This window comes from Cellulomonas gilvus ATCC 13127 (genome assembly GCF_000218545.1).
Lineage (GTDB): Bacteria > Actinomycetota > Actinomycetes > Actinomycetales > Cellulomonadaceae > Cellulomonas > Cellulomonas gilvus.
Window position 1 is genome coordinate 1,416,459 of the sequence record NC_015671.1, and the last position, 18,493, is coordinate 1,434,951.

20 protein-coding genes and 2 tRNA genes are annotated in these 18,493 nt (G+C 73.5%); 10 read left to right on the top strand and 12 right to left on the bottom strand.

Going from position 1 to position 18,493, the window contains the following annotated elements; genetic code table 11:
- The first annotated feature begins 27 nt into the window (after positions 1-27).
- The 5 genes from CELGI_RS06450 (at position 28) to CELGI_RS06470 (ending at position 7,680) form a co-directional block, all read left to right on the top strand.
- Positions 28-1,305, top strand: a complete 1,278-nt coding sequence (locus tag CELGI_RS06450) for a deoxyguanosinetriphosphate triphosphohydrolase (RefSeq protein ID WP_013883309.1) — start codon at positions 28-30, stop codon at positions 1,303-1,305.
- A 147-nt stretch (positions 1,306-1,452) separates the two neighbouring features.
- Positions 1,453-3,129 (top strand): glycosyl hydrolase family 18 protein, encoded by a 1,677-nt coding sequence (locus tag CELGI_RS06455; RefSeq protein WP_013883310.1) that lies wholly within the window; start codon positions 1,453-1,455, stop codon positions 3,127-3,129.
- Between the two features lie 116 nt (positions 3,130-3,245).
- Positions 3,246-5,153 (top strand): DNA primase, encoded by a 1,908-nt coding sequence (gene dnaG, locus CELGI_RS06460; RefSeq protein WP_013883311.1) that lies wholly within the window; start codon positions 3,246-3,248, stop codon positions 5,151-5,153.
- Positions 5,154-5,332: 179 nt separating this feature from the next.
- Positions 5,333-6,736 (top strand): zinc metallochaperone AztD, encoded by a 1,404-nt coding sequence (gene aztD, locus CELGI_RS06465; protein WP_013883312.1) that lies wholly within the window; start codon positions 5,333-5,335, stop codon positions 6,734-6,736.
- A 71-nt stretch (positions 6,737-6,807) separates the two neighbouring features.
- Positions 6,808-7,680 carry a metal ABC transporter substrate-binding protein gene (locus CELGI_RS06470; protein WP_013883313.1) on the top strand — a complete coding sequence of 291 codons (873 nt, stop codon included), beginning with the start codon at positions 6,808-6,810 and terminating at the stop codon, positions 7,678-7,680.
- 3 nt (positions 7,681-7,683) lie between these two features.
- Here the strand turns inward: CELGI_RS06470 and CELGI_RS06475 are convergent, their stop codons facing one another.
- Positions 7,684-8,481 (bottom strand): transglutaminase-like domain-containing protein, encoded by a 798-nt coding sequence (locus tag CELGI_RS06475; protein WP_013883314.1) that lies wholly within the window; start codon positions 8,479-8,481, stop codon positions 7,684-7,686.
- 291 nt (positions 8,482-8,772) lie between these two features.
- On the opposite strand from CELGI_RS06475, the gene CELGI_RS06480 reads away from it, so the two are divergent.
- A complete protein-coding gene (locus tag CELGI_RS06480) occupies positions 8,773-9,555 on the top strand; it encodes a DUF1206 domain-containing protein (protein ID WP_150104676.1) in 783 nt (260 codons plus the stop codon).
- 4 nt (positions 9,556-9,559) lie between these two features.
- On the opposite strand, the gene CELGI_RS06485 is transcribed toward CELGI_RS06480, so the two are convergent.
- The 3 genes from CELGI_RS06485 to CELGI_RS06495 form a co-directional block, all read right to left on the bottom strand.
- Entirely contained in the window at positions 9,560-10,900 is a 1,341-nt protein-coding gene (locus tag CELGI_RS06485) for an MFS transporter (RefSeq protein WP_013883316.1), read from the bottom strand.
- A 164-nt stretch (positions 10,901-11,064) separates the two neighbouring features.
- Positions 11,065-11,140, bottom strand: a tRNA-Asn gene (locus CELGI_RS06490).
- A 68-nt stretch (positions 11,141-11,208) separates the two neighbouring features.
- Positions 11,209-11,721 carry a hypothetical protein gene (locus tag CELGI_RS06495; RefSeq protein ID WP_041574500.1) on the bottom strand — a complete coding sequence of 171 codons (513 nt, stop codon included), beginning with the start codon at positions 11,719-11,721 and terminating at the stop codon, positions 11,209-11,211.
- A gap of 86 nt (positions 11,722-11,807) precedes the next feature.
- On the opposite strand from CELGI_RS06495, the gene CELGI_RS06500 reads away from it, so the two are divergent.
- A tRNA-Ile gene (locus CELGI_RS06500) sits at positions 11,808-11,884 on the top strand.
- 105 nt (positions 11,885-11,989) lie between these two features.
- On the opposite strand, the gene CELGI_RS06505 is transcribed toward CELGI_RS06500, so the two are convergent.
- Positions 11,990-12,277 (bottom strand): hypothetical protein, encoded by a 288-nt coding sequence (locus CELGI_RS06505; RefSeq protein ID WP_013883318.1) that lies wholly within the window; start codon positions 12,275-12,277, stop codon positions 11,990-11,992.
- A 98-nt stretch (positions 12,278-12,375) separates the two neighbouring features.
- On the opposite strand from CELGI_RS06505, the gene CELGI_RS06510 reads away from it, so the two are divergent.
- The 3 genes from CELGI_RS06510 (at position 12,376) to CELGI_RS17320 (ending at position 13,403) form a co-directional block, all read left to right on the top strand.
- Positions 12,376-12,591 carry a hypothetical protein gene (locus tag CELGI_RS06510; RefSeq protein WP_041574125.1) on the top strand — a complete coding sequence of 72 codons (216 nt, stop codon included), beginning with the start codon at positions 12,376-12,378 and terminating at the stop codon, positions 12,589-12,591.
- A 75-nt stretch (positions 12,592-12,666) separates the two neighbouring features.
- Positions 12,667-13,128 (top strand): excisionase family DNA-binding protein, encoded by a 462-nt coding sequence (locus CELGI_RS17465; protein WP_013883320.1) that lies wholly within the window; start codon positions 12,667-12,669, stop codon positions 13,126-13,128.
- Positions 13,129-13,229: 101 nt separating this feature from the next.
- The gene (locus tag CELGI_RS17320; RefSeq protein WP_013883321.1) at positions 13,230-13,403 is read left to right on the top strand and encodes a hypothetical protein; all 174 of its coding nucleotides are present in this window, start codon (positions 13,230-13,232) and stop codon (positions 13,401-13,403) included.
- A gap of 58 nt (positions 13,404-13,461) precedes the next feature.
- On the opposite strand, the gene CELGI_RS06520 is transcribed toward CELGI_RS17320, so the two are convergent.
- Genes CELGI_RS06520 through CELGI_RS06550 form a run of 7 tightly spaced genes read right to left on the bottom strand, consistent with a single transcriptional unit; the run spans position 13,462 to position 18,485 of the window.
- A complete protein-coding gene (locus CELGI_RS06520) occupies positions 13,462-14,004 on the bottom strand; it encodes a hypothetical protein (RefSeq protein ID WP_013883322.1) in 543 nt (180 codons plus the stop codon).
- Between the two features lie 17 nt (positions 14,005-14,021).
- Positions 14,022-14,354 (bottom strand): hypothetical protein, encoded by a 333-nt coding sequence (locus tag CELGI_RS06525; protein WP_013883323.1) that lies wholly within the window; start codon positions 14,352-14,354, stop codon positions 14,022-14,024.
- Complete coding sequence (locus CELGI_RS06530) at positions 14,347-14,790, bottom strand: hypothetical protein (protein ID WP_013883324.1); 444 nt, start codon at positions 14,788-14,790, stop codon at positions 14,347-14,349. Before CELGI_RS06530 ends, CELGI_RS06525 begins: the two co-directional genes overlap by 8 nt.
- Positions 14,791-14,795: 5 nt before the next feature.
- A complete protein-coding gene (locus CELGI_RS06535) occupies positions 14,796-15,617 on the bottom strand; it encodes a D-Ala-D-Ala carboxypeptidase family metallohydrolase (protein ID WP_013883325.1) in 822 nt (273 codons plus the stop codon).
- A complete protein-coding gene (locus tag CELGI_RS06540; protein ID WP_013883326.1) occupies positions 15,614-15,814 on the bottom strand; it encodes a hypothetical protein in 201 nt (66 codons plus the stop codon). Before CELGI_RS06540 ends, CELGI_RS06535 begins: the two co-directional genes overlap by 4 nt.
- Positions 15,811-16,338, bottom strand: coding sequence for a hypothetical protein (locus tag CELGI_RS06545; RefSeq protein WP_013883327.1), 528 nt, complete (start codon positions 16,336-16,338; stop codon positions 15,811-15,813). The genes CELGI_RS06540 and CELGI_RS06545 overlap by 4 nt, the downstream gene beginning before the upstream one ends.
- Entirely contained in the window at positions 16,338-18,485 is a 2,148-nt protein-coding gene (locus CELGI_RS06550; protein WP_150104677.1) for a hypothetical protein, read from the bottom strand. Before CELGI_RS06550 ends, CELGI_RS06545 begins: the two co-directional genes overlap by 1 nt.
- Positions 18,486-18,493: the final 8 nt, after the last annotated feature.

Here is an 18,493-nt window from a genome sequence, read left to right on the forward strand (position 1 = left end):
TCACGCCCCTAGGCTGGGGCCGTGACCATGCTCGAGCACCTCGACGTCGACGGCTACGTCGACGTCGACCGCGAGCGGTGGGTCGCGGAGTCGGCCAAGTCCAAGGGGCGCACGCCGTTCGAGCGCGACCGCGCGCGCATCGTGCACTCGTCCGCGCTGCGCCGGCTGGGCGCCAAGACGCAGGTGCTCGGACCGTCGTCGGACGACTTCGTGCGGACGCGCCTCACGCACACGCTCGAGGTCGCGCAGGTGGGCCGCGAGATCGCCAAGGCGCTCGGCTGCGACCCCGACGTCGTCGACACGGCGTGCCTGGCGCACGACCTGGGGCACCCGCCGTTCGGGCACAACGGCGAGCGCGCACTCGCGGCGCTCGCGCGCGGCATCGGGGGGTTCGAGGGCAACGCGCAGACGCTGCGCCTCCTGACCCGGCTCGAGCCGAAGGTCGTCGGGCCCGACGGCGCGTCCGTGGGGCTCAACCTCACGCGCGCGTCGCTGGACGCGTCGGTCAAGTACCCGTGGCGCTACCTGAGCGGGCCGGTCAGCCCCGCGAGCGGCCGCCCGACGCACAAGTTCGGCGTGTACGAGGACGACCTGCCGGTGTTCACGTGGCTGCGCAAGGACGCCCCCGAGGGGCGCAAGTGCCTCGAGGCGCAGGTCATGGACCTGGCCGACGACATCTCCTACTCGGTGCACGACGTCGAGGACGCCGTGGTGGGCGGACGCCTGGACCTCGCGGTCCTCACGCAGCCCGACGAGCGTGCGCGCGTGGTCGAGGCCGTGCAGACCTGGTACGGCGACGCGATCGACGAGGCGGGGCTGCTGGACGCGATGGACCGGCTCCTGCGCGCCCGGCTGTGGGCCACGGGGTTCGACGGGTCGCGCGGTGCGCTGGCCATGCTCAAGGACGCCACGAGCCAGCTCATCGGCCGGTTCGCCAAGGCGGCGCAGAAGGCGACGCGCGCGCAGTACGGCGACGGCCCCCTCACGCGGTACGCGGCCGACCTGGTGGTGCCCGTGGGCACGCAGGCCGAGATCCTGGTGCTCAAGGGCCTCGCGGTCGCGTACGTGATGGCGCCGCGTGAGCTCGAGCCGCTGTACCAGCGGCAGCGCGAGATGCTCACGGACCTGGTCGCGATCATGTCCGACCGGGCGCCTCTCGCGCTCGAGCCTCCGTTCGCGGCCGACTGGGCGGGCGCGGGCGACGACGCCGCGCGCCTGCGCGTGGTGATCGACCAGGTCGCGTCGCTGACCGACGTCTCGGCCGCAGCCGCGCACGCCCGGCTGGTCCGGCCGCCGCGCCACTGACGCACGCCTGCGCCTGCTACGGGATCTCGTCCCGTTTCTCCCGAATCGTTGACCCGTTTCACCTGCGCTCGTTACCGTCTGTGTGTGAGGGATTTGTGAATATCCCTTACTAAATACCGCACTTCCCATCGCTCAGGGAGGCAAGGCATGCAGCAGCACGGACCAGGAGCCGGCGACGTGGCCGGACCCGCACGCACCACCCCGCCCCAGCGACGACGGCGCACCGCCGTCGCCGCACTCGCCGCCGCGGCGGCCCTCGTCGCGGCCGGTCTGGTCGCCGCGCTCCCGGCGACCGCCGCGGGCTCGTTCACGGCCACCTTCACGTCGGCCGGCGACTGGGGGACCGGTCACCAGGCGTCGGTGAAGGTCGTCAACGGCTCCACCGCGACGGCGTCGTCGTGGACCCTGGAGTTCGACCTGCCGTCCGGCACCGCGATCACCAGCTCGTGGGATGCGGACGTGACCCGCACCGGCAACCACTACAAGGTGACCTCGAAGAGCTGGGCCGGCCCCTTCGCCCCGGGCGCCACCCAGACCTGGGGGTACGTGGGCAGCGGCCCGTTCGCGCAGCCGACGGGCTGCACGATCAACGGCGCGGCGTGCACCGGCGGCACCCAGCCGACCAGCACGCCCACGGGCCCGACGACGAGCCCGACGCCCACGACGAGCCCCACGCCGACCCCCACGCCCACCGGTCCGGTGGACCCGTCCGGGCGCAAGGTCGTCGGCTACTTCGCCGAGTGGGGCGTGTACGGGCGCAACTACCACGTGAACAACATCAGGACGTCGGGCAGCGCGGCCAAGCTCACGCACATCCTGTACGCGTTCGGGAACACCACCGGGGGCCGCTGCTCGATCGGCGACTCCTATGCGGCGTACGACAAGGCGTACACAGCCGACCAGAGCGTCGACGGCGTGGCCGACACGTGGGACCAGCCGCTGCGCGGCAACTTCAACCAGCTGCGCAAGCTCAAGGCCGCCAACCCGAACCTCAAGGTGATCTGGTCGTTCGGCGGCTGGACATGGTCCGGCGGCTTCACCGCGGCCGCGGCCGACCCGGCGGGCTTCGCCAGCTCCTGCTACGCGCTGCTCAACGACCCGCGGTGGGCCGGCCTGTTCGACGGCATCGACATCGACTGGGAGTACCCCAACGCGTGCGGCCTGAGCTGCGACTCGTCCGGTCCGCAGGCGTTCGACCGCGTCATCACGGCGCTGCGCAACAAGTTCGGCCAGAGTGCGCTCATCACCGCCGCGATCACCGCCGACGGGAGCGCGGGGGGCAAGATCGACGCGACGGACTACGCGAGCGCGGCGACCAAGCTCAACTGGCTGATGCCCATGACGTACGACTACTTCGGCGCGTTCAACCCGACGGGACCCACGGCACCGCACTCGCCGCTCACGTCCTACGCGGGCATCCCGCAGGCGGGCTTCAACTCGGAGGCGGCGGTGAACAAGCTGATCGCCAAGGGGATCCCGGCCAACAAGATCCTGCTCGGGATCGGCTTCTACGGCCGCGGGTGGACGGGCGTCACGCAGTCCGCACCGGGTGGCGCCGCCACGGGTGCGGCGCCGGGCACGTACGAGGCGGGCATCGAGGACTACAAGGTCCTCAAGAACCGCTGCCCGGCCACGGGCACCGTGGGCGGCACGGCGTACGCGAGGTGCGGCAGCGAGTGGTGGAGCTATGACACCCCCGCGACCATCGCGTCCAAGATGGCGTGGGCCAAGGGCAAGGGTCTCGGCGGCGCCTTCTTCTGGGAGCTGTCCGGCGACACCGCCAACGGCGAGCTGATCTCGGCCGTCAAGGCGGGCATCGGCTGATCGCACGGTGGGGTCGGGGGGTCGGCGCACGTCGTCGGCCCCCCGGTCCGTGCCAGCGGTCGGCCGCGTCCCCGTGCCCGACCCGACGACCGGGTGCGACGACCTAGACTCACGGCGTGGCGGGACGCATCCGGCGGGAGGACGTGGAGGCGGTCCGCGAACGCGCACGCATCGAGGAGATCGTCGGTGCGCACGTCCAGCTCAAGACCGCGGGCGTCGGCTCGATGAAGGGCCTGTGCCCGTTCCACGACGAGCGGTCGCCGTCCTTCCACGTCCGGCCGCAGGTCGGCCGCTACCACTGCTTCGGGTGTGGCGAGGGCGGCGACGTCATCGACTTCGTCATCAAGGTGGACGGCCTGGGCTTCACCGAGGCGGTCGAGTACCTGGCCGGCCGCGTGGGCCTGCAGCTGCGCTACGAGGAGGGCGGCGGCCCGGGCCGGCCCGCCGAGGAGCCGGGTCGGCGTCGGCGTCTGCTCGACGCGCACCGCGTGGCCGAGGAGTACTACCGCGAGCAGCTCACCACTCCCGGCGCCGCCGCGGGCCGCGCGTTCCTGGCGGAGCGCGGGTTCGACCGGTCGGCCGCCGAGCAGTTCGGCGTCGGCTTCGCGCCCACCGGGTGGGACCACCTGCTGCGGCACCTGCGCGGCCGGGGCTTCACCGAGCCCGAGCTCGTCGCGTCCGGCCTCGTGAGCCAGGGCCAGCGAGGCGTGTACGACCGGTTCCGGGGGCGGCTGGTCTGGCCCATCCGGGAGGTGACCGGCGACACCATCGGTTTCGGTGCGCGCCGCCTGTTCGACGAGGACAGCGGCCCCAAGTACCTCAACACCCCCGAGACCCCGCTGTACCGCAAGTCGCACGTGCTGTACGGGCTCGACCTCGCCAAGCGGGAGATGCAGCGCGCGCGGCAGGTGGTGGTCGTCGAGGGGTACACCGACGTCATGGCCATGCACCTGTCCGGCGTCGGCACCGCGGTCGCCACGTGCGGCACCGCGTTCGGCTCCGACCACGCGCGCATCGTGCGGCGCCTGGTGGGCGACTCGGGTGCGAGCAGCGGCATCCAGCTCGCCACGGGCACGTCGGTCGGTGGCGAGGTCATCTTCACGTTCGACGGCGACGAGGCCGGGCAGAAGGCCGCGCTGCGCGCGTTCGGCGAGGACCAGACGTTCGCCGCGCAGACGTTCGTCGCGGTCGAGCGCAGCGGCATGGACCCGTGCGAGCTGCGGCAGAACCGCGGGCCCGACGCGGTGCGCGCGCTCGTCGCGGGCCGCCAGCCGCTGTTCGCTTTCGTGCTGCAGACGAGCCTGCGCAGCTACGACCTGGCGACCGCCGAGGGCCGCGTCGCGGCGCTGCGCGCGGTCGCGCCCGTGGTCGCGGGCATCCGGGACACCGCGCTGCGGCCCGAGTACACGCGTCTGCTGGCCGGCTGGCTCGGCATGGACGACGTGGGTCCGGTGGCGCGCGCGGTGGCCGACGCGGGCCGTCGCGGCGGTCCGGGCGCCGCGGCCGGACGTCCCGGCGACCGTGCGCAGCCGCAGCGGCCGGGGCCCGCCGACCCGGTGCTCGCGGTCGAGCGGACCGCGCTCGAGGTGGTGCTGCAGGCCCCCGCCCTGGTGCCCGACGAGTTCGACGAGCTGGGCGGTGACGCGTTCGCCGCGCCCATGCACCGGGCGGTGCACGAGGCCATCCGTGCCGCGGGTGGCATCGCTGCGGGCCGCGCGTCGGTGGGTGCCGACGGTGCGTCGACCGCCTGGGTGGGTGCGGTGCTCGACGAGGCCGCGGACGCCGTGCGCCCGCTGGTGACCGAGCTCGCGGTCGCGCCGATCCCCGAGGACCGGCCCGAGGCGGTCGCGGGGTACGTGCGGGGCATCGTGCTGCGTCTGGTCGAGGTCGGCTTCACGCGGCAGATCGCCGAGCTGCGGGGGCGCCTGCAGCGGATGTCCGAGCAGGACGAGGGGTACCGCGCGACGTGGGCCGAGCTCGTCGCGCTCGAGGGCCGCCGCCGCACCCTCCGCGAATCCGCCTGACCCCCCTCTCCGCTGGGGGAGGGTCGCGTGTGGCGGTTAATGAGAACGGGTCGCGTTATCTGCTAGCGTTCCGGTGCTCGAGCACGCTCGACGCCGACGGCCCCTGGGCCGGGACGGCGTCATGCCCGCACGCCCACCGACCAGGAAGGAGGGGCCGCCCCGGTGGCCCCGCTCACCCGATGACCACGCACACCGCACCCCAGCACCGCCGCCGCGCACCCCGCGCGCTCGTGCTCGCGCTGCCCCTCGCCCTGCTCGCCGCGTGTGGCGGCACCGACCAGCCCGCCGCACCCGGCGCCGCCTCGACGGCCCCGACCGCGGCGAGCACCGCGCCGACCGAGCGTGAGGCCGCCGCCCCGCGCCTGGTGCTCACGTACGACGGCGGGCTCGTGGTGCTCGACGCGACCACGCTCGAGACCGTCGGCAGCGCGCAGCTCGACGGGTTCACCCGCGTCAACCCCGCCGGCGACGGCCGGCACGTCTACGTCTCCACCACGGGCGGCTTCCGCGTCCTGGACGCCGGGACCTGGGCCCAGCCGCACGGCGACCACGCGCACTACTACACCGCGGCACCCGTGCTCACGGACCAGCTGGTCCCGGCCCAGGAGCCCGGCCACGTCGTCGTGCACGAGGGTCGCACCGCGTTGTTCGACGACGCGACGGGTCACGTCGTGGTGCACGACTCCGACGCCACCGGCGACCCGGACCGCGCGGAGCGTGAGCACACCACACCCACCCCGCACCACGGTGTCGCGGTCGAGCTCACCGACGGCACGCTCGTGGTCTCCGAGGGCACCGCCGATGCGCGGACCGGCGTGCGCGTGCTCGACGCCGACGGGTCCGAGACCGCCGCGTCCGATGCGTGCCCGGGGGTGCACGGCGAGGCCGTCGCGGCCGACGAGGCCGTGGTCGTCGGGTGCGAGGACGGCGTGCTCGTGCTGCGCGACGGCACGCTGACCAAGGTCGAGGCCCCCGACGCGTACGGGCGCATCGGCAACCAGGCGGGCACCGAGGCCTCGCCGATCGTGCTGGGCGACTACAAGTCCGACCCGGACGCCGAGCTCGAGCGGCCCACCCGGGTGTCGCTGGTGGACACCCGCGACGCGTCGCTGCGGCTGGTCGACCTGCCCGCGAGCTACACGTTCCGCTCGCTGGCCCGCGGCGAGGACGGTGAGGCGCTGGTGCTCGGCACCGACGGCGCGCTGCACGTGATCGACCCGCAGACGGGTGAGCTGGTCCGCTCCGTCCCGGTGGTCGAGCCGTGGGAGGAGCCGACCGACTGGCAGCAGCCGCGGCCCGCGGTCAAGGTGCTCGGCGGCACGGCCTACGTCACGGATCCCGCGCGCTCCATGGTGCACGCGGTCGACGTGCTGACCGGTGAGGTGTGGCGCTCGGTCACGCTCGACGTGGTGCCCAACGAGCTCGCGGTCGCCACGGGGGAGGCGGCGCACGCGCACGAGCACGAGCAGGACGAGCACGCGCACGACGACGAGCACGCGCACGACGAGCACGCCGACGACGAGCACGCCGACGACGAGCACGCGCACGACGAGCACGCCGGCGACGAGGGTGCCGGCGCCTGAGACGCCGCGGCCCCGGGGTGCACCACGGCACCCCGGGGCTCCCGCCCCACCGCGAACCTCCGGGAGCCACCATGAACCGCCCCCCGACGACCGTGGCCGCGCTGGCGGCCCTGGCCGGTGTGCTCGCGCTCGGCGCGTGCGCACCCGCATCCGCCGACGACCCGGGCCGCGTGCCCGTCGTCGTCTCGTCCTACCCGCTGCAGTACGTCGTCGACCGCGTGGGCGCGGGCCGCGTCGACGTGACCAACCTGACCCCGCCCTCGGCCGACCCGCACGGGTTGGAGCTGACCGTGCGTGACACGGCCGCGATCGCCGACGCCGCACTCGTCGTGCACCTGCCCGGCGGCTTCCAGCCCGCCGCGGACGCGGGGCTCGTGGACGTCCCGGCCGAGCGCCTGCTGGACGTCACCACGGCGGCCGCGCTGCGCGACGAGGACCCGCACTTCTGGCTGGACCCGCTCCGGCTGGCCGACGTGGCCGACGCCGTCGTCGAGCGGCTGGCCGCGCTCGACCCCGCCGACGCGGCGGCCTACCGGGCCGACGGTGCCGCGCTCGTGGCCGACCTGGCCGACCTGGACGCGCGGTACGCGGCCGGGCTGGCCCCGTGCGCGGGTGCCACGCTGGTGACGTCGCACCAGGCGTTCGGCTACCTCGCGGAGCGGTACGGCCTGCACCAGGTGGGCATCGTCGGGGTGGACCCCGAGGTCGAGCCGAGCCCGGCCCGGCTGCGTGAGGTGACCGCGGTCGTCGACGCGCACGGTGTGCGGACGCTGTTCTTCGAGCGCGCCGCCGGACCCGGCGTGACGCAGTGGCTCGCCGAGCGTGCGGGCGTGACCACGGGCGTCATCGACCCCGTCGAGTCCCACGGCGAGGGCGACCCCGACTACCTCGAGGCGATGGAGACCAACCTCGACGCCCTCGTCGCGGGCCTCGCGTGCGGCTGACGCTCAGCGCAGCACGCGGGGTGCGAGGCCGTCGTCCGGGGCGAGGTCTGCGTCGCACGTGGCCGTGACGGTCATCGACCGCAGCGTCAGGTTCCCCCCGTAGGAGGACAGGAACGCGGTGTCGGTGGCGTCACGGCCGGTCGCGATGCGCAGCATGCCGTCGCGCGGCGCGAGCCGGGTGGCGTCCAGCAGGCACCACGCGCCGTCGACGTAGGCCTCGGCGACGGCATGGAAGTCCATGGGCCGGAGCCGCGGTGCGTACACCGAGACCAGGCGTGCGGGCAGGTCGCACGCGCGCAGCAGCGCGACCACCAGGTGCGCGAAGTCGCGGCACACGCCGCGCCGCTTGAGCAGCGTGTCGGTGGCGCCGTCGGTCGGCAGGCTCGCACCGGACAGGTACGTGACGTGCGCGCTGACCCACGCGACCACCGCCTGCGTCAGATCGGTCGCGCTCAGGCCGCGGAACTGGTCGCGCGCGAACGCCAGGAGCCGGTCCGACTCGGCGTAGCGGCTGGGCCGGCGGTACTCCACCAGGTCCAGGTCCTCCACCGGGGCCACGTCCGCGAGCCCGGTCACCGCGGCCTGGTAGTCCACCACCACCTGGCCCGCGGGTGCGAGCACGCGGTGGATCCGGGCGCCGTGCGCGGACTTGATCTCGAGCACGTCCAGCGGGCCGTCCTCGTGCCGGACGACGAGCTGCTCGGTGCGGTCGTAGGCGCCGTCGGCGACCGCGACGGACAGGAACATCTCGAGCGGGCTGCGCACGTCGAGCGAGAGGTGGCAAGAGACGGTGCGCAGCACGGCCGGCGGTCCTGTTCCCCGGCCGTCGGTGGCCGGAACCATGGGGGAGCAGCGCAAGTGTGAGGCTCGCGGGGCGGTTCGACAAGCCCGGTCCCGGCGGGCGTCGAACCGGCAGGTCAGGGGCGTGCGGGGACCCGCGGTCGGGCGTCGGCCGGCCGGCGGTGCGGGCTTCCGGTCGCGGCCCGCGCCGACCGCTGCCAGCATGTGTCCACCCCCGCCGGGGCCCGCCCCGAGCGAGCCGCAGCCCCGTCCTCCGCACCCCCCGGGAGAGGTATGTCCAGCGTCGCCCACATGGCCGGAAGCACCCACGACGCGTGGGAGAAGGCGGCCCGCGCGGGCTACCTCGTGAGCGGCCTGCTGCACGTGCTGATCGGCGTCCTCGCGTTCCAGCTCGCGTTCGGCGACTCGTCCCGTTCGGCGGACCAGTCGGGCGCGCTCGCCTCGGTCGCCGACGAGTCGTTCGGGGCGGCGATCCTGTGGTTCGCGTTCGTCGCGTTCCTCGCGCTCGGCGCGTGGCAGGCCGCGAAGGCCGCGCACGTCGGGGGAGCGGGACGCGCCGGCTCGTCGGGCGACCGTGCCAAGGCCGTGGGGCGCGCCGTGATGTACCTGGCGCTCGCCGTCCTGACGTTCGCGTGGGCCCGCGGGGGCGGCTCGTCGAGCAAGGGGCAGACGCAGGACTTCACCGCGGACCTCATGAAGGCGCCGTTCGGCCAGGTGCTGGTCGCCGCGCTGGGCATCGCCGTCGTCGTCATCGGCATCTACCACGTCGTCAAGGGCTGGCGGGAGAAGTTCCTCGAGGACCTGACGGGTCTGCCCCGCGGTTCGGCCGGACGCGGGACGCGTCTGGCGGGCAAGGTCGGCTACATCGCCAAGGGCGTCGCGCTCGCGATCGTCGGCGGGCTGTTCGTCGTCGCGGCGCAGCAGTCGGACGCGTCCGAGGCGACCGGGCTGGACGGTGCGATGCACACCCTCAAGGAGGGGCCTGCGGGCACGGTGCTGCTCGCGCTCGTCGCGGTCGGGCTCATGGCGTTCGGCGTGTACTGCTTCGTGCGCGCACGGTACGGTCGGCTCTGACGCGTCAGCGCGCGGGGCGCCCGCGGCGCAGCGCGGCACGGACGGACGGCACCACGACGCCGTCGCGCGCCATCGCCGCGCGTGTGCGGCGGCGCTGGTGCAGCACGCCGCCCACGCCCAGCGCCCACGGCACGACGAGGACCGCGAACGCCCAGCGGTAGGCGTCGAGCGTGTAGGTGGTCGCGCCCGGTGGGGAGACCACCTGCAGCGTGACCCCGACGGCGAGCACGCCGACGATCGTCGAGACGAACCCCCCGGTGTTGACGAAGCCGGAGGCCGTGCCGAGGCGGTCCGCCGGGGTGAACGTCCGCGCGTAGTCCATCCCCACCAGCGAGACGGGACCACCCGCACCCACCACGGCCGCGAACACGACCAGCTGGCCGAGGGGCCGGGGCGTGTCGGGGACGAGCAGGGCCGCCCAGGCGACGAATGTCGCGGCGCACGACGCGAGCACCACCCACGAGCGCCGCAGGGGGTGGCGCCCGGTGAACCGTCCCACGAGCGGTCCGGAGACCATCGCGGTCACGGTGAGCACCGTGAGCAGGGCGCCCGCCTCGGCCGTCGACCGGCCCTGCGCCGTGACGAAGAACGGCACACCCCACAGGAGCGAGATCACGTTCGCGCTGAACGGGGTCGCGAAGTGGCTCCACCAGCCCAGCCGCGTGCCGGGCGACTCGGTCGCCAGCCGCACGGCGCGCACGAAGGACGTGGGCGCATCCGGGCCCGCCGTCGCCACCGGCTCGGCCGCGGGTTCGCGGATGCCGGCGAACGCGATGCCCGTCGCCAGCACACCGACCGCGGCGAGCACGCCGAACGAGGGCGACCAGCCGTGGTGGTGCAGCAGCCACGCGAGCGGGATCGCGGACGCGAGCTGGCCGGACTGCCCGATCAGGCCCGTGACCTGGACGAGCACCGGCACGCGCCGGGCGGGGAACCACTGCGCGACGAGCCGGATCGCCGAGATGAAGATGCCGGCGTCACCCGCACCGATGAGGACGCGGGCCAGCAGGGCCACCGGGACCGTGTCCGCGACCGCGAGCACCAGCTGCCCGCCCGCCATGACGGCCGACCCGGCGCCGATCACCGTGCGCGCCCCGAACCTGTCCAGCAGCCGGCCCGCGGGCAGCTGCATCGCCGCGTACACCGCGAGCTGGACCACCGAGAACAGCGCGAGCGTGGTGGCGCCGATCCGGAACCGGTCGAGCGCCTCGACCCCGGCGACCCCGAGCGCGGTGCGGTGCAGCACGGCGACGAAGTACGCGGCGACGGCGGCGGCGTAGACGACCGTCGCGCGACCGCCCGGGGGTGCCGCCGACGACCGCACGGGATGCGGCTCGGCGGTCATGCGGTCCTGCTCCGTCCCGGTGGAGGTACGGCCTGATCGGCCCCCGCAAGCCTACGTGGAGCCGGTCCCGGCTTCGTGGCCGGAGGTCCCCGGCGTGCGTGCGCCCGACGGGGCCCGGTGCGGGAACGACGAAGGCCCTGACCACGTGTGGTCAGGGCCTCGTGTGGCTCCCCCGACTGGACTCGAACCAGTAACCCTTCGATTAACAGTCGAATGCTCTGCCAATTGAGCTACGGGGGATCGCGCTGCAGAACTCTAGCAGCCGAACGGGGGTGGTTCCGACCGCCGGCAGCCGCCGTCGGCCGTCGTCAGCCTGGCAGGCCGGCGGCGGACCGGACCGCGGACTCGGCACGGTCGACCGCCGCGGTCACCGCGGGATCGGCCAGGTCGACCCCGTCGTCCGCGACCACCTGCGTGAACAGCTCACCGTCCTCGTCGCGACGCAGCGCGACGCGCGCCTGCCCGCCCGCGGGGAGCGGCACGGATGCGGCGTGCACCACGGAGGACTGGACGCGCTCCCGGAACGTCTGCGTGAAGGCCACGGAGCCGCGGTCGCTCGTGAACACGAACGCGTCGCTGGCGCCCCACACCCACCGGACCGTGAGCGTGCGCGTGGTCGCGTCGAGCGACCCGCGGTCGACGTCGGCCCACGGCGTCCGGGCCGTCGACGCGTCGGACAGCACGTGCAGCGCCAGGCGCGTGGCGACCGCACGGCGCCCGTCCGCGAGCGTCGTCGCCACGAGCACGCGGTCCCCGCGCCGCAGGTCCAGCCGGCGTCGGTCGTTGCCGGTCAGCGCGCGTGCGGGGGAGAAGGCAGCCACCGGCCCACGGTACCGGTCGCGGCCGTGCGCGCCGACGCCCGTCTGCACCGCGCGGCCTGCGAGGTCGCTAGCCTTGCGGAGCATCCGGGGCAGTAGCTCAGCCGGTCAGAGCAGCGGACTCATAATCCGTCGGTCGTGGGTTCAAGCCCCACCTGCCCCACCACCTGTGACCTGCACAGACATGCTGCCCGCGCTCGGGAGTGCCGCGCACGGGCAGCATCCGGGCAGCAGAGTTCGACCGCAGCCGGTGGCCTTGTGCCCCGTCGCACTATGACTCGACCTTGTGCGAGAGTCGCTGGACGTCGGTCGAGTCCAGCCAGACTCCGTGGAACCGACGACGCCGGTCGGACGTCCTGACGAGTACGGCCCGGCCCGCCCAGTGCGTGGCCATCGTCTCGATGATCTCCTCGCCGTCCCGTTCCCACACCAGGCGCGCGCGCACGGGAATGGGCGCGGTGAGCCTGCGCTGGCGTGAGCTGGGCGGGATCTCCCGCTCGTTCAGGAGTGCCTGCCACCGGTCCGCGCCCGCCCACGGCCCGTCTGCCGCGCTCCCCATGCGAACAAGTGTACGAGTCGGCAGATGGGTAAACCTCACCACCGTGCTTGTCGGTTAGCAAGTTCGAGGATAGAATCTACTTGTCAACGAGAGAGGAGGTGGAGAAGATGGACAAGGACCTGCGGAGGCTCCTCAAGGCGATCACCGCCGCTGGGTACGTGGTGGTGATCAACCGCAAGGGGCACCCCGAGGTGTACACCGCGGACGGCGTGTGGATCACGACGTTCGCCGGTACGCCGAGCGACCACCGTGCGCACCTGAACGCGCTGGCACCGCTCAAGCGCCGCGGGTTCCGGTGGCCGCCTAGGCGGTGACCGGCCGGGGCCGGGAGGTAGAGCAAGTACCTCCCGGCCCCGGGACTCCATCATCCACCGGGAGGGAACAGCACCATGAGCACGAGCTACAACGCGCGCGTCGACCTCGACCGCCCCGCGCCCCGCGGGCACGACGACCCCTGGGTCGACCAGGTGATCGCCGAACTCGACGGCTACGGGCCGGCAGTCTCGAGGTCCTGGGACGGGCGCACCAGCATCGACCTGACCCTGCCCGCCACCGACGTCCGACAGGCCGTCACGACCACCCTCGCGCTCGTCGCGCACGCCGCCGGCGCGGTCGCCGTCACCGGGCTCGAGGTCCTCACGACCGAAGCCCTCGACCGACGGCCCGCCACCAAGCCGATGCCCGACCTGCTGTCCGTCACGGAGGCCGCAGAGCAGCTCGGCGTCAGCCGCCAGGCCGTGCTGCAGCGCATCGAGGCGGGCAAGCTCGCGGCCGCGCGCGTCGGCACCACCTGGGCAATCCCTGCGGACGCCGTGGCCGTACTGCAGGCGGAGCGGCCCGACCCTCGGTGACGCACCCCACCCAGGCGAACCGCCCCCACTCGAGGCGTGACACCAGCCACGAGGCGGGAGCACCCTGGACTCGTCCTGCTGACCAAGCAACGGAGCGAACGATGGGCACCCGACGGGACGCGTACAAGGCCGCAGCGATCAAGGCCGAGCGGGCGGTAGAAGACGCAGAGCAGTACTCCGAGGCGGTCAAGGAGCTCGGCAACGCGGCGCACGACTACATCCCCAGGCAAGACGACGACGAGCCCGGCGACGGCTCACCTCGCCCTCGGGCATGACGAACGAGCCCCTCCCCGCACATGCGGAGGAGGGGCTCGTTCGAGCGGCTGGTGGCCGTCAGGTGAGGATCTTCCCGAGCGCGGTGACCGCCGGGTCGTCCGGGGTGCTGTCGTCCGCGAGCGCGGCGTGGAGCTGCTCGAGGTGCGTGCGCTCGGCCGCGCTCAGCGCGGGCGCCGCGAGCTCGAACTCGCCGAACTCCGCGGCGCCCGTGGGCGTCTCGGGCAGGTAGGCCATGAGGGTGCGCACGAGGGTCGTGAGCGCGGCGCCGGCCACGGCGGTGCCGGTGATGTGCCAGTCGACGTCGGTCAGGACCACGGAGCCGACGAGGTTCGCAGCCAGGGTCTGCGCGCTGGTCTTCGTGACGCGGACGAGCACAGCGATCCACGGCGAGGTGTCGCGGCCGGTGACCTCGGGCAGGCCTGCCAGTGACGTCGCGAGCGAGGCGAGCAGCGCGAGGGCGACGACGAGCAGGACGTAGAGGACGTCGACGTCGCCGGCGATGAGCAGCGCGGCGAGGGGCAGCAGCGCGGCGAGCGCGGTGTAGGCGGCGCGCTGGCCGGCGGCGGTCCACCAGTCCAGGGTGAGCAGGTCGTGGGTCATGCGGGGTCTCCTTCGGCTCAGAGCTGGGTGGGGCGGGTGGGCGGCGGTGGTGGCCGGCGCCGGTAGACGTGGTCGACGAGCAGGCGTGTCCATGCCTCCTCGAGGCGGAGCTCGCGCTCGGCGGACAGCCGGCCGTCGCGTTCGGCGTCGCGCTCGGCCTGCAGCTGGTCGATGAGTGCGTCGCGGTCCGCGACGGTGTCGCGACGTGCGGTCTGCTCCTGGGCTCGGGCGGTGCGTTCGTCGCCGCGCACGCCCAGGCGCCACGTCGCGATCGCGGTGATCGCAGCGCCGAGGACGGTCGAGCCGAGCCCGGCGCCCACGAGCGCGAGGACGGTGTTGGTGTCAGGCACGCAGCCTCACCCCGCCGCGGGTGTGGATCACCGCGGCGGACGTGCGGATCGCGAACACCGTGAGGTCGAGTGTCCGCAGGAGACACGCGAGCGCTGCGATCGTGATGCTCGCGGCCGCGGCGACGCGCACCGCTGACTCGTCGACCGTCGACCAGACGCCGATCGCGCGGGCGGCGAGCGCCAGGCCGAGGGCTGCCGACGCGACGTACTCCCAGCGCCATCGCCACGCGGCGACCGCGAGGAGGCCCACGACACCGGCGGTGGTCGCGATCCAGGCCCACATGTGCATCCACGGAGGCTGCACCGCGTCGAGGATCACGGGCGATGGTGCGTTCAGGTCCGCGAGACCGACGACGATGCCGAGGGCGTATACCGCTGCCCGCAGGATCCGGCCGGTGATGCGCGCCCAGACGGGCAGTGCGCGGTCGGGGGACATGCGGGTCACGACGCCAGGCGCTTGCGCAGGAGCTCGACGGTCGCCACGGCGATCGCCGACGGGTCGGTGCCGGCGGCCACCGCCTCGCGAACGGTGTCCTCGAGGTCGTCGGCGAGCTGCTCGACGACCTCGGCTGCGAGCGCCTTGGTGTCGATGGGCTGGCCCAGGGTCCGCTTCAGGTCGGCGATCTGGAGCAGGACCTTGGCGTTGTCGCGCCGGTTCTGCCGGTAGTCCGCGGCGGCGTACCCGAGCATCCCGCCGAGGGTCAGTTTGGTCGTTCCGAGGACCTTGGCGGCCTCACCCTTGACGGGGATCCTCTGCTCCGGGTCGAGCGGCATGTCGTCGTCCTCCTCGATGCGTGCGACGAGCGCGGCCACGTCGGCCGCGGTCTTGCCCTTGGCGATGTCGAAGTGCATGGCGTCGCGCCAGCCCGGTGTGAAGTCGAGGCCCCACGCGAACAGGCCGTCAGCCTCGGCGAGGATCGCGCGCACCGTGCGCACGCCGCCCTCGCCCCACCCGCCCGTGCCGTAGGACGCGTTGAGACGTCCGGCCTCGTACGGGTGCAGGTGGCCGTTCACGTCGAGCGCGGTCCCGGAGATGTGGTTCGACCCGCGCGCGCCGCCGACCTGTCGGTTGTAGGCCGCGGACCGCCACCCGTTGACCTTCGTGACGCGCTCGACCCGCGCGTGGATCTGCTCGACGAGCCACGACAGCGCGGCCGCCACGTCGCCGCTGCGAACCAGCGCGCCGTCGGGGTCGTCGGCCAGGTGGACGCGCGTGACGGACGACTCGCCGACGACCGGCCAGCCGTTGTTGGTGGTCGTCACTGGCCCGCTCCCTTCGTTCCGCCGGCGCCGCCGGCGGGAGGGGTGGCGGGCGTGAGTGCAGCGACCGCTTCGGCGAGCGCGGCGACCACCTCGGCCAGCCCCATGAGGACGTCGAGGGTGGCCGCATCCCCTTCGTGGACCCGGCGGCGCATGTCGGCGAGCCGAAGCATGGCCGGGTCGGAGATTCCCCGGCTCATGGGATCTCGTACTCGAACTCGAGCCATCCCCAGCCGCCGGCTGCCCACGCCGCGGGCACGGACGCCGACAGCGAGGTGAGCAGACCGGCGGTCCCTGGGCTGCGGGGGCGGAACGTGGAGGCGTTCAGGGAGCTGGCGGTCAGGACGTACTCCGCCGACCCGGCAGGTCTACATGTGCCCGACGCGTCGATGCGCGCGCTCAGTGCGGTGACCGGGACGCTGATCTGCGGGTCGGACGGAAAGACGAACCCTGAGCCGAGCGTGAAGTCCACTCGCCCCCTGATCGTCTTGCCGATCTGGGTGTAGCGGCCCGTGATGCTGCCGCCACCACCAGGCGCGCTGAGGGTGATGTTCGTGGTCGGGGTGTACGCGACCCACGTGCCGGACCCGAGCGGGAAGATGCCCGAGATGAGGCCGTCGATGTAGGTCCAGAGGTCGGCAAAGTACTTCTTGAAGCCGTTCGCCGGACCCGGCGTCGCGGGCGATCCGGGGACCGTCAGGGACGATCCGGTGGGGGCTGGCATCACAGACCTCCGAGCCGCAGCAGGTAGTTGTCCAGGTCGTCGAAGGTCGTGACGCCCTGGCTGATGAGGTACGTGTCGAGCTGGTCGAAGGTCGTGATGCCCTCGGCGACGAAGAACCGGTCGAGGTCGTCGAACATCGTCGAGAGCACGACGAGGCGCAGGTACAGGGCGAGCGCTCCGGGCGACGCCTCGTGTCGCGTGCCGGCCACCAGCACCTTGGTCGAGATGCCCGTGTAGGTCGGGTCGACGAGGGTGCGCACGTCGCCGAGGCGGATGGTCGAGTCGGGCATGACCTCGACACCCTCGAGCATCGGCGCGGGGGTGGAGGTCATCGCCCGCAGCCAGTCGAGCATCTCGGCCGCGACCGCCGCGTCCTGCACCCATGGTCCGAGGTTCACGCTCAGCGCGTTGCGCGCGACCTCGGCCGCGGCGCCTGCGGCGATCGTGACCGCCTCGCCCGGCGTCGCGTGGACGTTCGCCCGCAGCACGAGGGTCGGAGCGCCCGTGCCGTCCACGGTCCACAGGGTCGTGGCAGTCGTGTTCCGGATCGAGAGGCGGACCTGCGTGGTCGACAGCGGCTCGATGGTCACGACGAGCGCGCCGCTTGCGGGCGACGCGCCGCCGCCGGATGCGGACGTCGCTGCGGCCCAGCGCGAGTAGGTCGCCGTGTCGGTCGGCCCGGCCCACAGCGCGTAGAACGGCGCGAAGTCCGACGCCGCGGCGCTCTCCAGCTGCGCGATGACCTGCACCGTCTTGCCGGCCGGGACCCGGATCGCGGCATCCGCCTGCCACACGGTCAGCCCGTAGGTGCTGGACGTCGCGATGTTCGCGGGCTGGTACGTCACCTCGACCCGGTCCGCGACGTCGGCCGTCGAGATCGACCACGGGAGGTCGACCACCCCGTCGGCGGTCACTGTCCCGGACGACGCGCCCGCGCCGCGCATCGTGTCCCGCGCGCGGTAGATGAGGTGCCCGAGCTCGTCGATCCAGACCGCACCCATCGTGGCCGCGGCGACTTCCTGAATGAGGTCCCACGCGTCGCGCTGCCCGACGCCCACGATCGCGTCGAGCGGCGATCCGGACGCGGCGATGTACGCGCTCGGGGCGGCGAACAGGGCGGGGTCGTCGGCCGTGGTGACCTGCAGCCCGTTCATCGACTCCGGGTTCACGATGGTCCAGTCGCCCATCGCGGGGTGTGTCAGCGTGACCGGCGTGCTCCACGGCGCGGTGTTGATCCCTCGCAGAGAGACGCGCGTCTGTGTGCTCGACAGACGCTCGACGCGGAACTCGACCCGCCACTCGTCGACCGTGTTGGCGGTCCGATCCCACGTGCCGAAGACCTCAGATCCGCCGGAGGCGGCGACTCGGAACGTCCCGTAGAGCGGCAGCAGGTGCAGGTACGAGCCCCCCGTCACCGTGCGCACGTGAAGGGAGGACGACCACCCGTACCTCGATGACGAGGTCCACGTGAAGTACGTCGTCGAGCCGACGGCGATCGGCGACGTCGGGACCAGGTCGGCACCGATCTCGACCGCGCCGATCTTGCCCGCCAGGCCCGTGTCCCACTGCCAGCCCGACGCGACGATGTTCGCGATGCCGCCGACCTCGGGCACCGCGCTGCCGCACAGCGACGCCGCGAGGATTGCCGACGGCACCGGGGGCGGGACGGCGTGCCGACCGCCCGCGCGGGCTGCCGTGAAGATGACCCACGCCGCGTCGGTGTACGCCACGTCCGTGCCGCTGCTCGCCACGAGCAGGGACGACGGCACGGTCACGGGCGCGCGCATGGACGTGATGTCGTCGACCAGGTCGAGCATCCGCTCCGACGCGTGTGCCGACGGGGACGACATCGCGGTCGCGACCATGCGGGCGATGGGCGCGCCCTCGTCGTCGATCCGGTTCCCGTCGGGGTCGGCGTCGATCTCGACCGACCCGCCCGGCAGGATGCGCGACGTCGACCACGGCGTGCGTGCGGCGGCATCGCGGATCACGACCTGACCGGAGCCGACAGCGAACCCCGTGGCGGCGCGGACCTGTCCCGGCAGAGCCGTTCCCGACAGGTCGCGCTCGACCGCCCAGTCGGCAGCCTCGACCTCCGCGAGGCCCGCCCCCAGGTCGGCCCGGACCGTTGAGTCAGGTGTCGTCACGTACGCGA

Bases quoted from the DNA above. Each gene is read 5' to 3' on its own strand.
- CELGI_RS06450 (WP_013883309.1), top strand. From the start codon at position 28: ATGCTCGAGCACCTCGACGTCGACGGCTACGTCGACGTCGACCGCGAG.
- CELGI_RS06455 (WP_013883310.1), top strand. From the start codon at position 1,453: ATGCAGCAGCACGGACCAGGAGCCGGCGACGTGGCCGGACCCGCACGC.
- aztD (WP_013883312.1), top strand. From the start codon at position 5,333: ATGACCACGCACACCGCACCCCAGCACCGCCGCCGCGCACCCCGCGCG.
- CELGI_RS06470 (WP_013883313.1), top strand. From the start codon at position 6,808: ATGAACCGCCCCCCGACGACCGTGGCCGCGCTGGCGGCCCTGGCCGGT.
- CELGI_RS06480 (WP_150104676.1), top strand. From the start codon at position 8,773: ATGGCCGGAAGCACCCACGACGCGTGGGAGAAGGCGGCCCGCGCGGGC.
- CELGI_RS06485 (WP_013883316.1), bottom strand. From the start codon at position 10,900: ATGACCGCCGAGCCGCATCCCGTGCGGTCGTCGGCGGCACCCCCGGGC.
- CELGI_RS06505 (WP_013883318.1), bottom strand. From the start codon at position 12,277: ATGGGGAGCGCGGCAGACGGGCCGTGGGCGGGCGCGGACCGGTGGCAG.
- CELGI_RS17465 (WP_013883320.1), top strand. From the start codon at position 12,667: ATGAGCACGAGCTACAACGCGCGCGTCGACCTCGACCGCCCCGCGCCC.
- CELGI_RS17320 (WP_013883321.1), top strand. From the start codon at position 13,230: ATGGGCACCCGACGGGACGCGTACAAGGCCGCAGCGATCAAGGCCGAG.
- CELGI_RS06520 (WP_013883322.1), bottom strand. From the start codon at position 14,004: ATGACCCACGACCTGCTCACCCTGGACTGGTGGACCGCCGCCGGCCAG.
- CELGI_RS06530 (WP_013883324.1), bottom strand. From the start codon at position 14,790: ATGTCCCCCGACCGCGCACTGCCCGTCTGGGCGCGCATCACCGGCCGG.
- CELGI_RS06540 (WP_013883326.1), bottom strand. From the start codon at position 15,814: ATGAGCCGGGGAATCTCCGACCCGGCCATGCTTCGGCTCGCCGACATG.
- CELGI_RS06545 (WP_013883327.1), bottom strand. From the start codon at position 16,338: ATGCCAGCCCCCACCGGATCGTCCCTGACGGTCCCCGGATCGCCCGCG.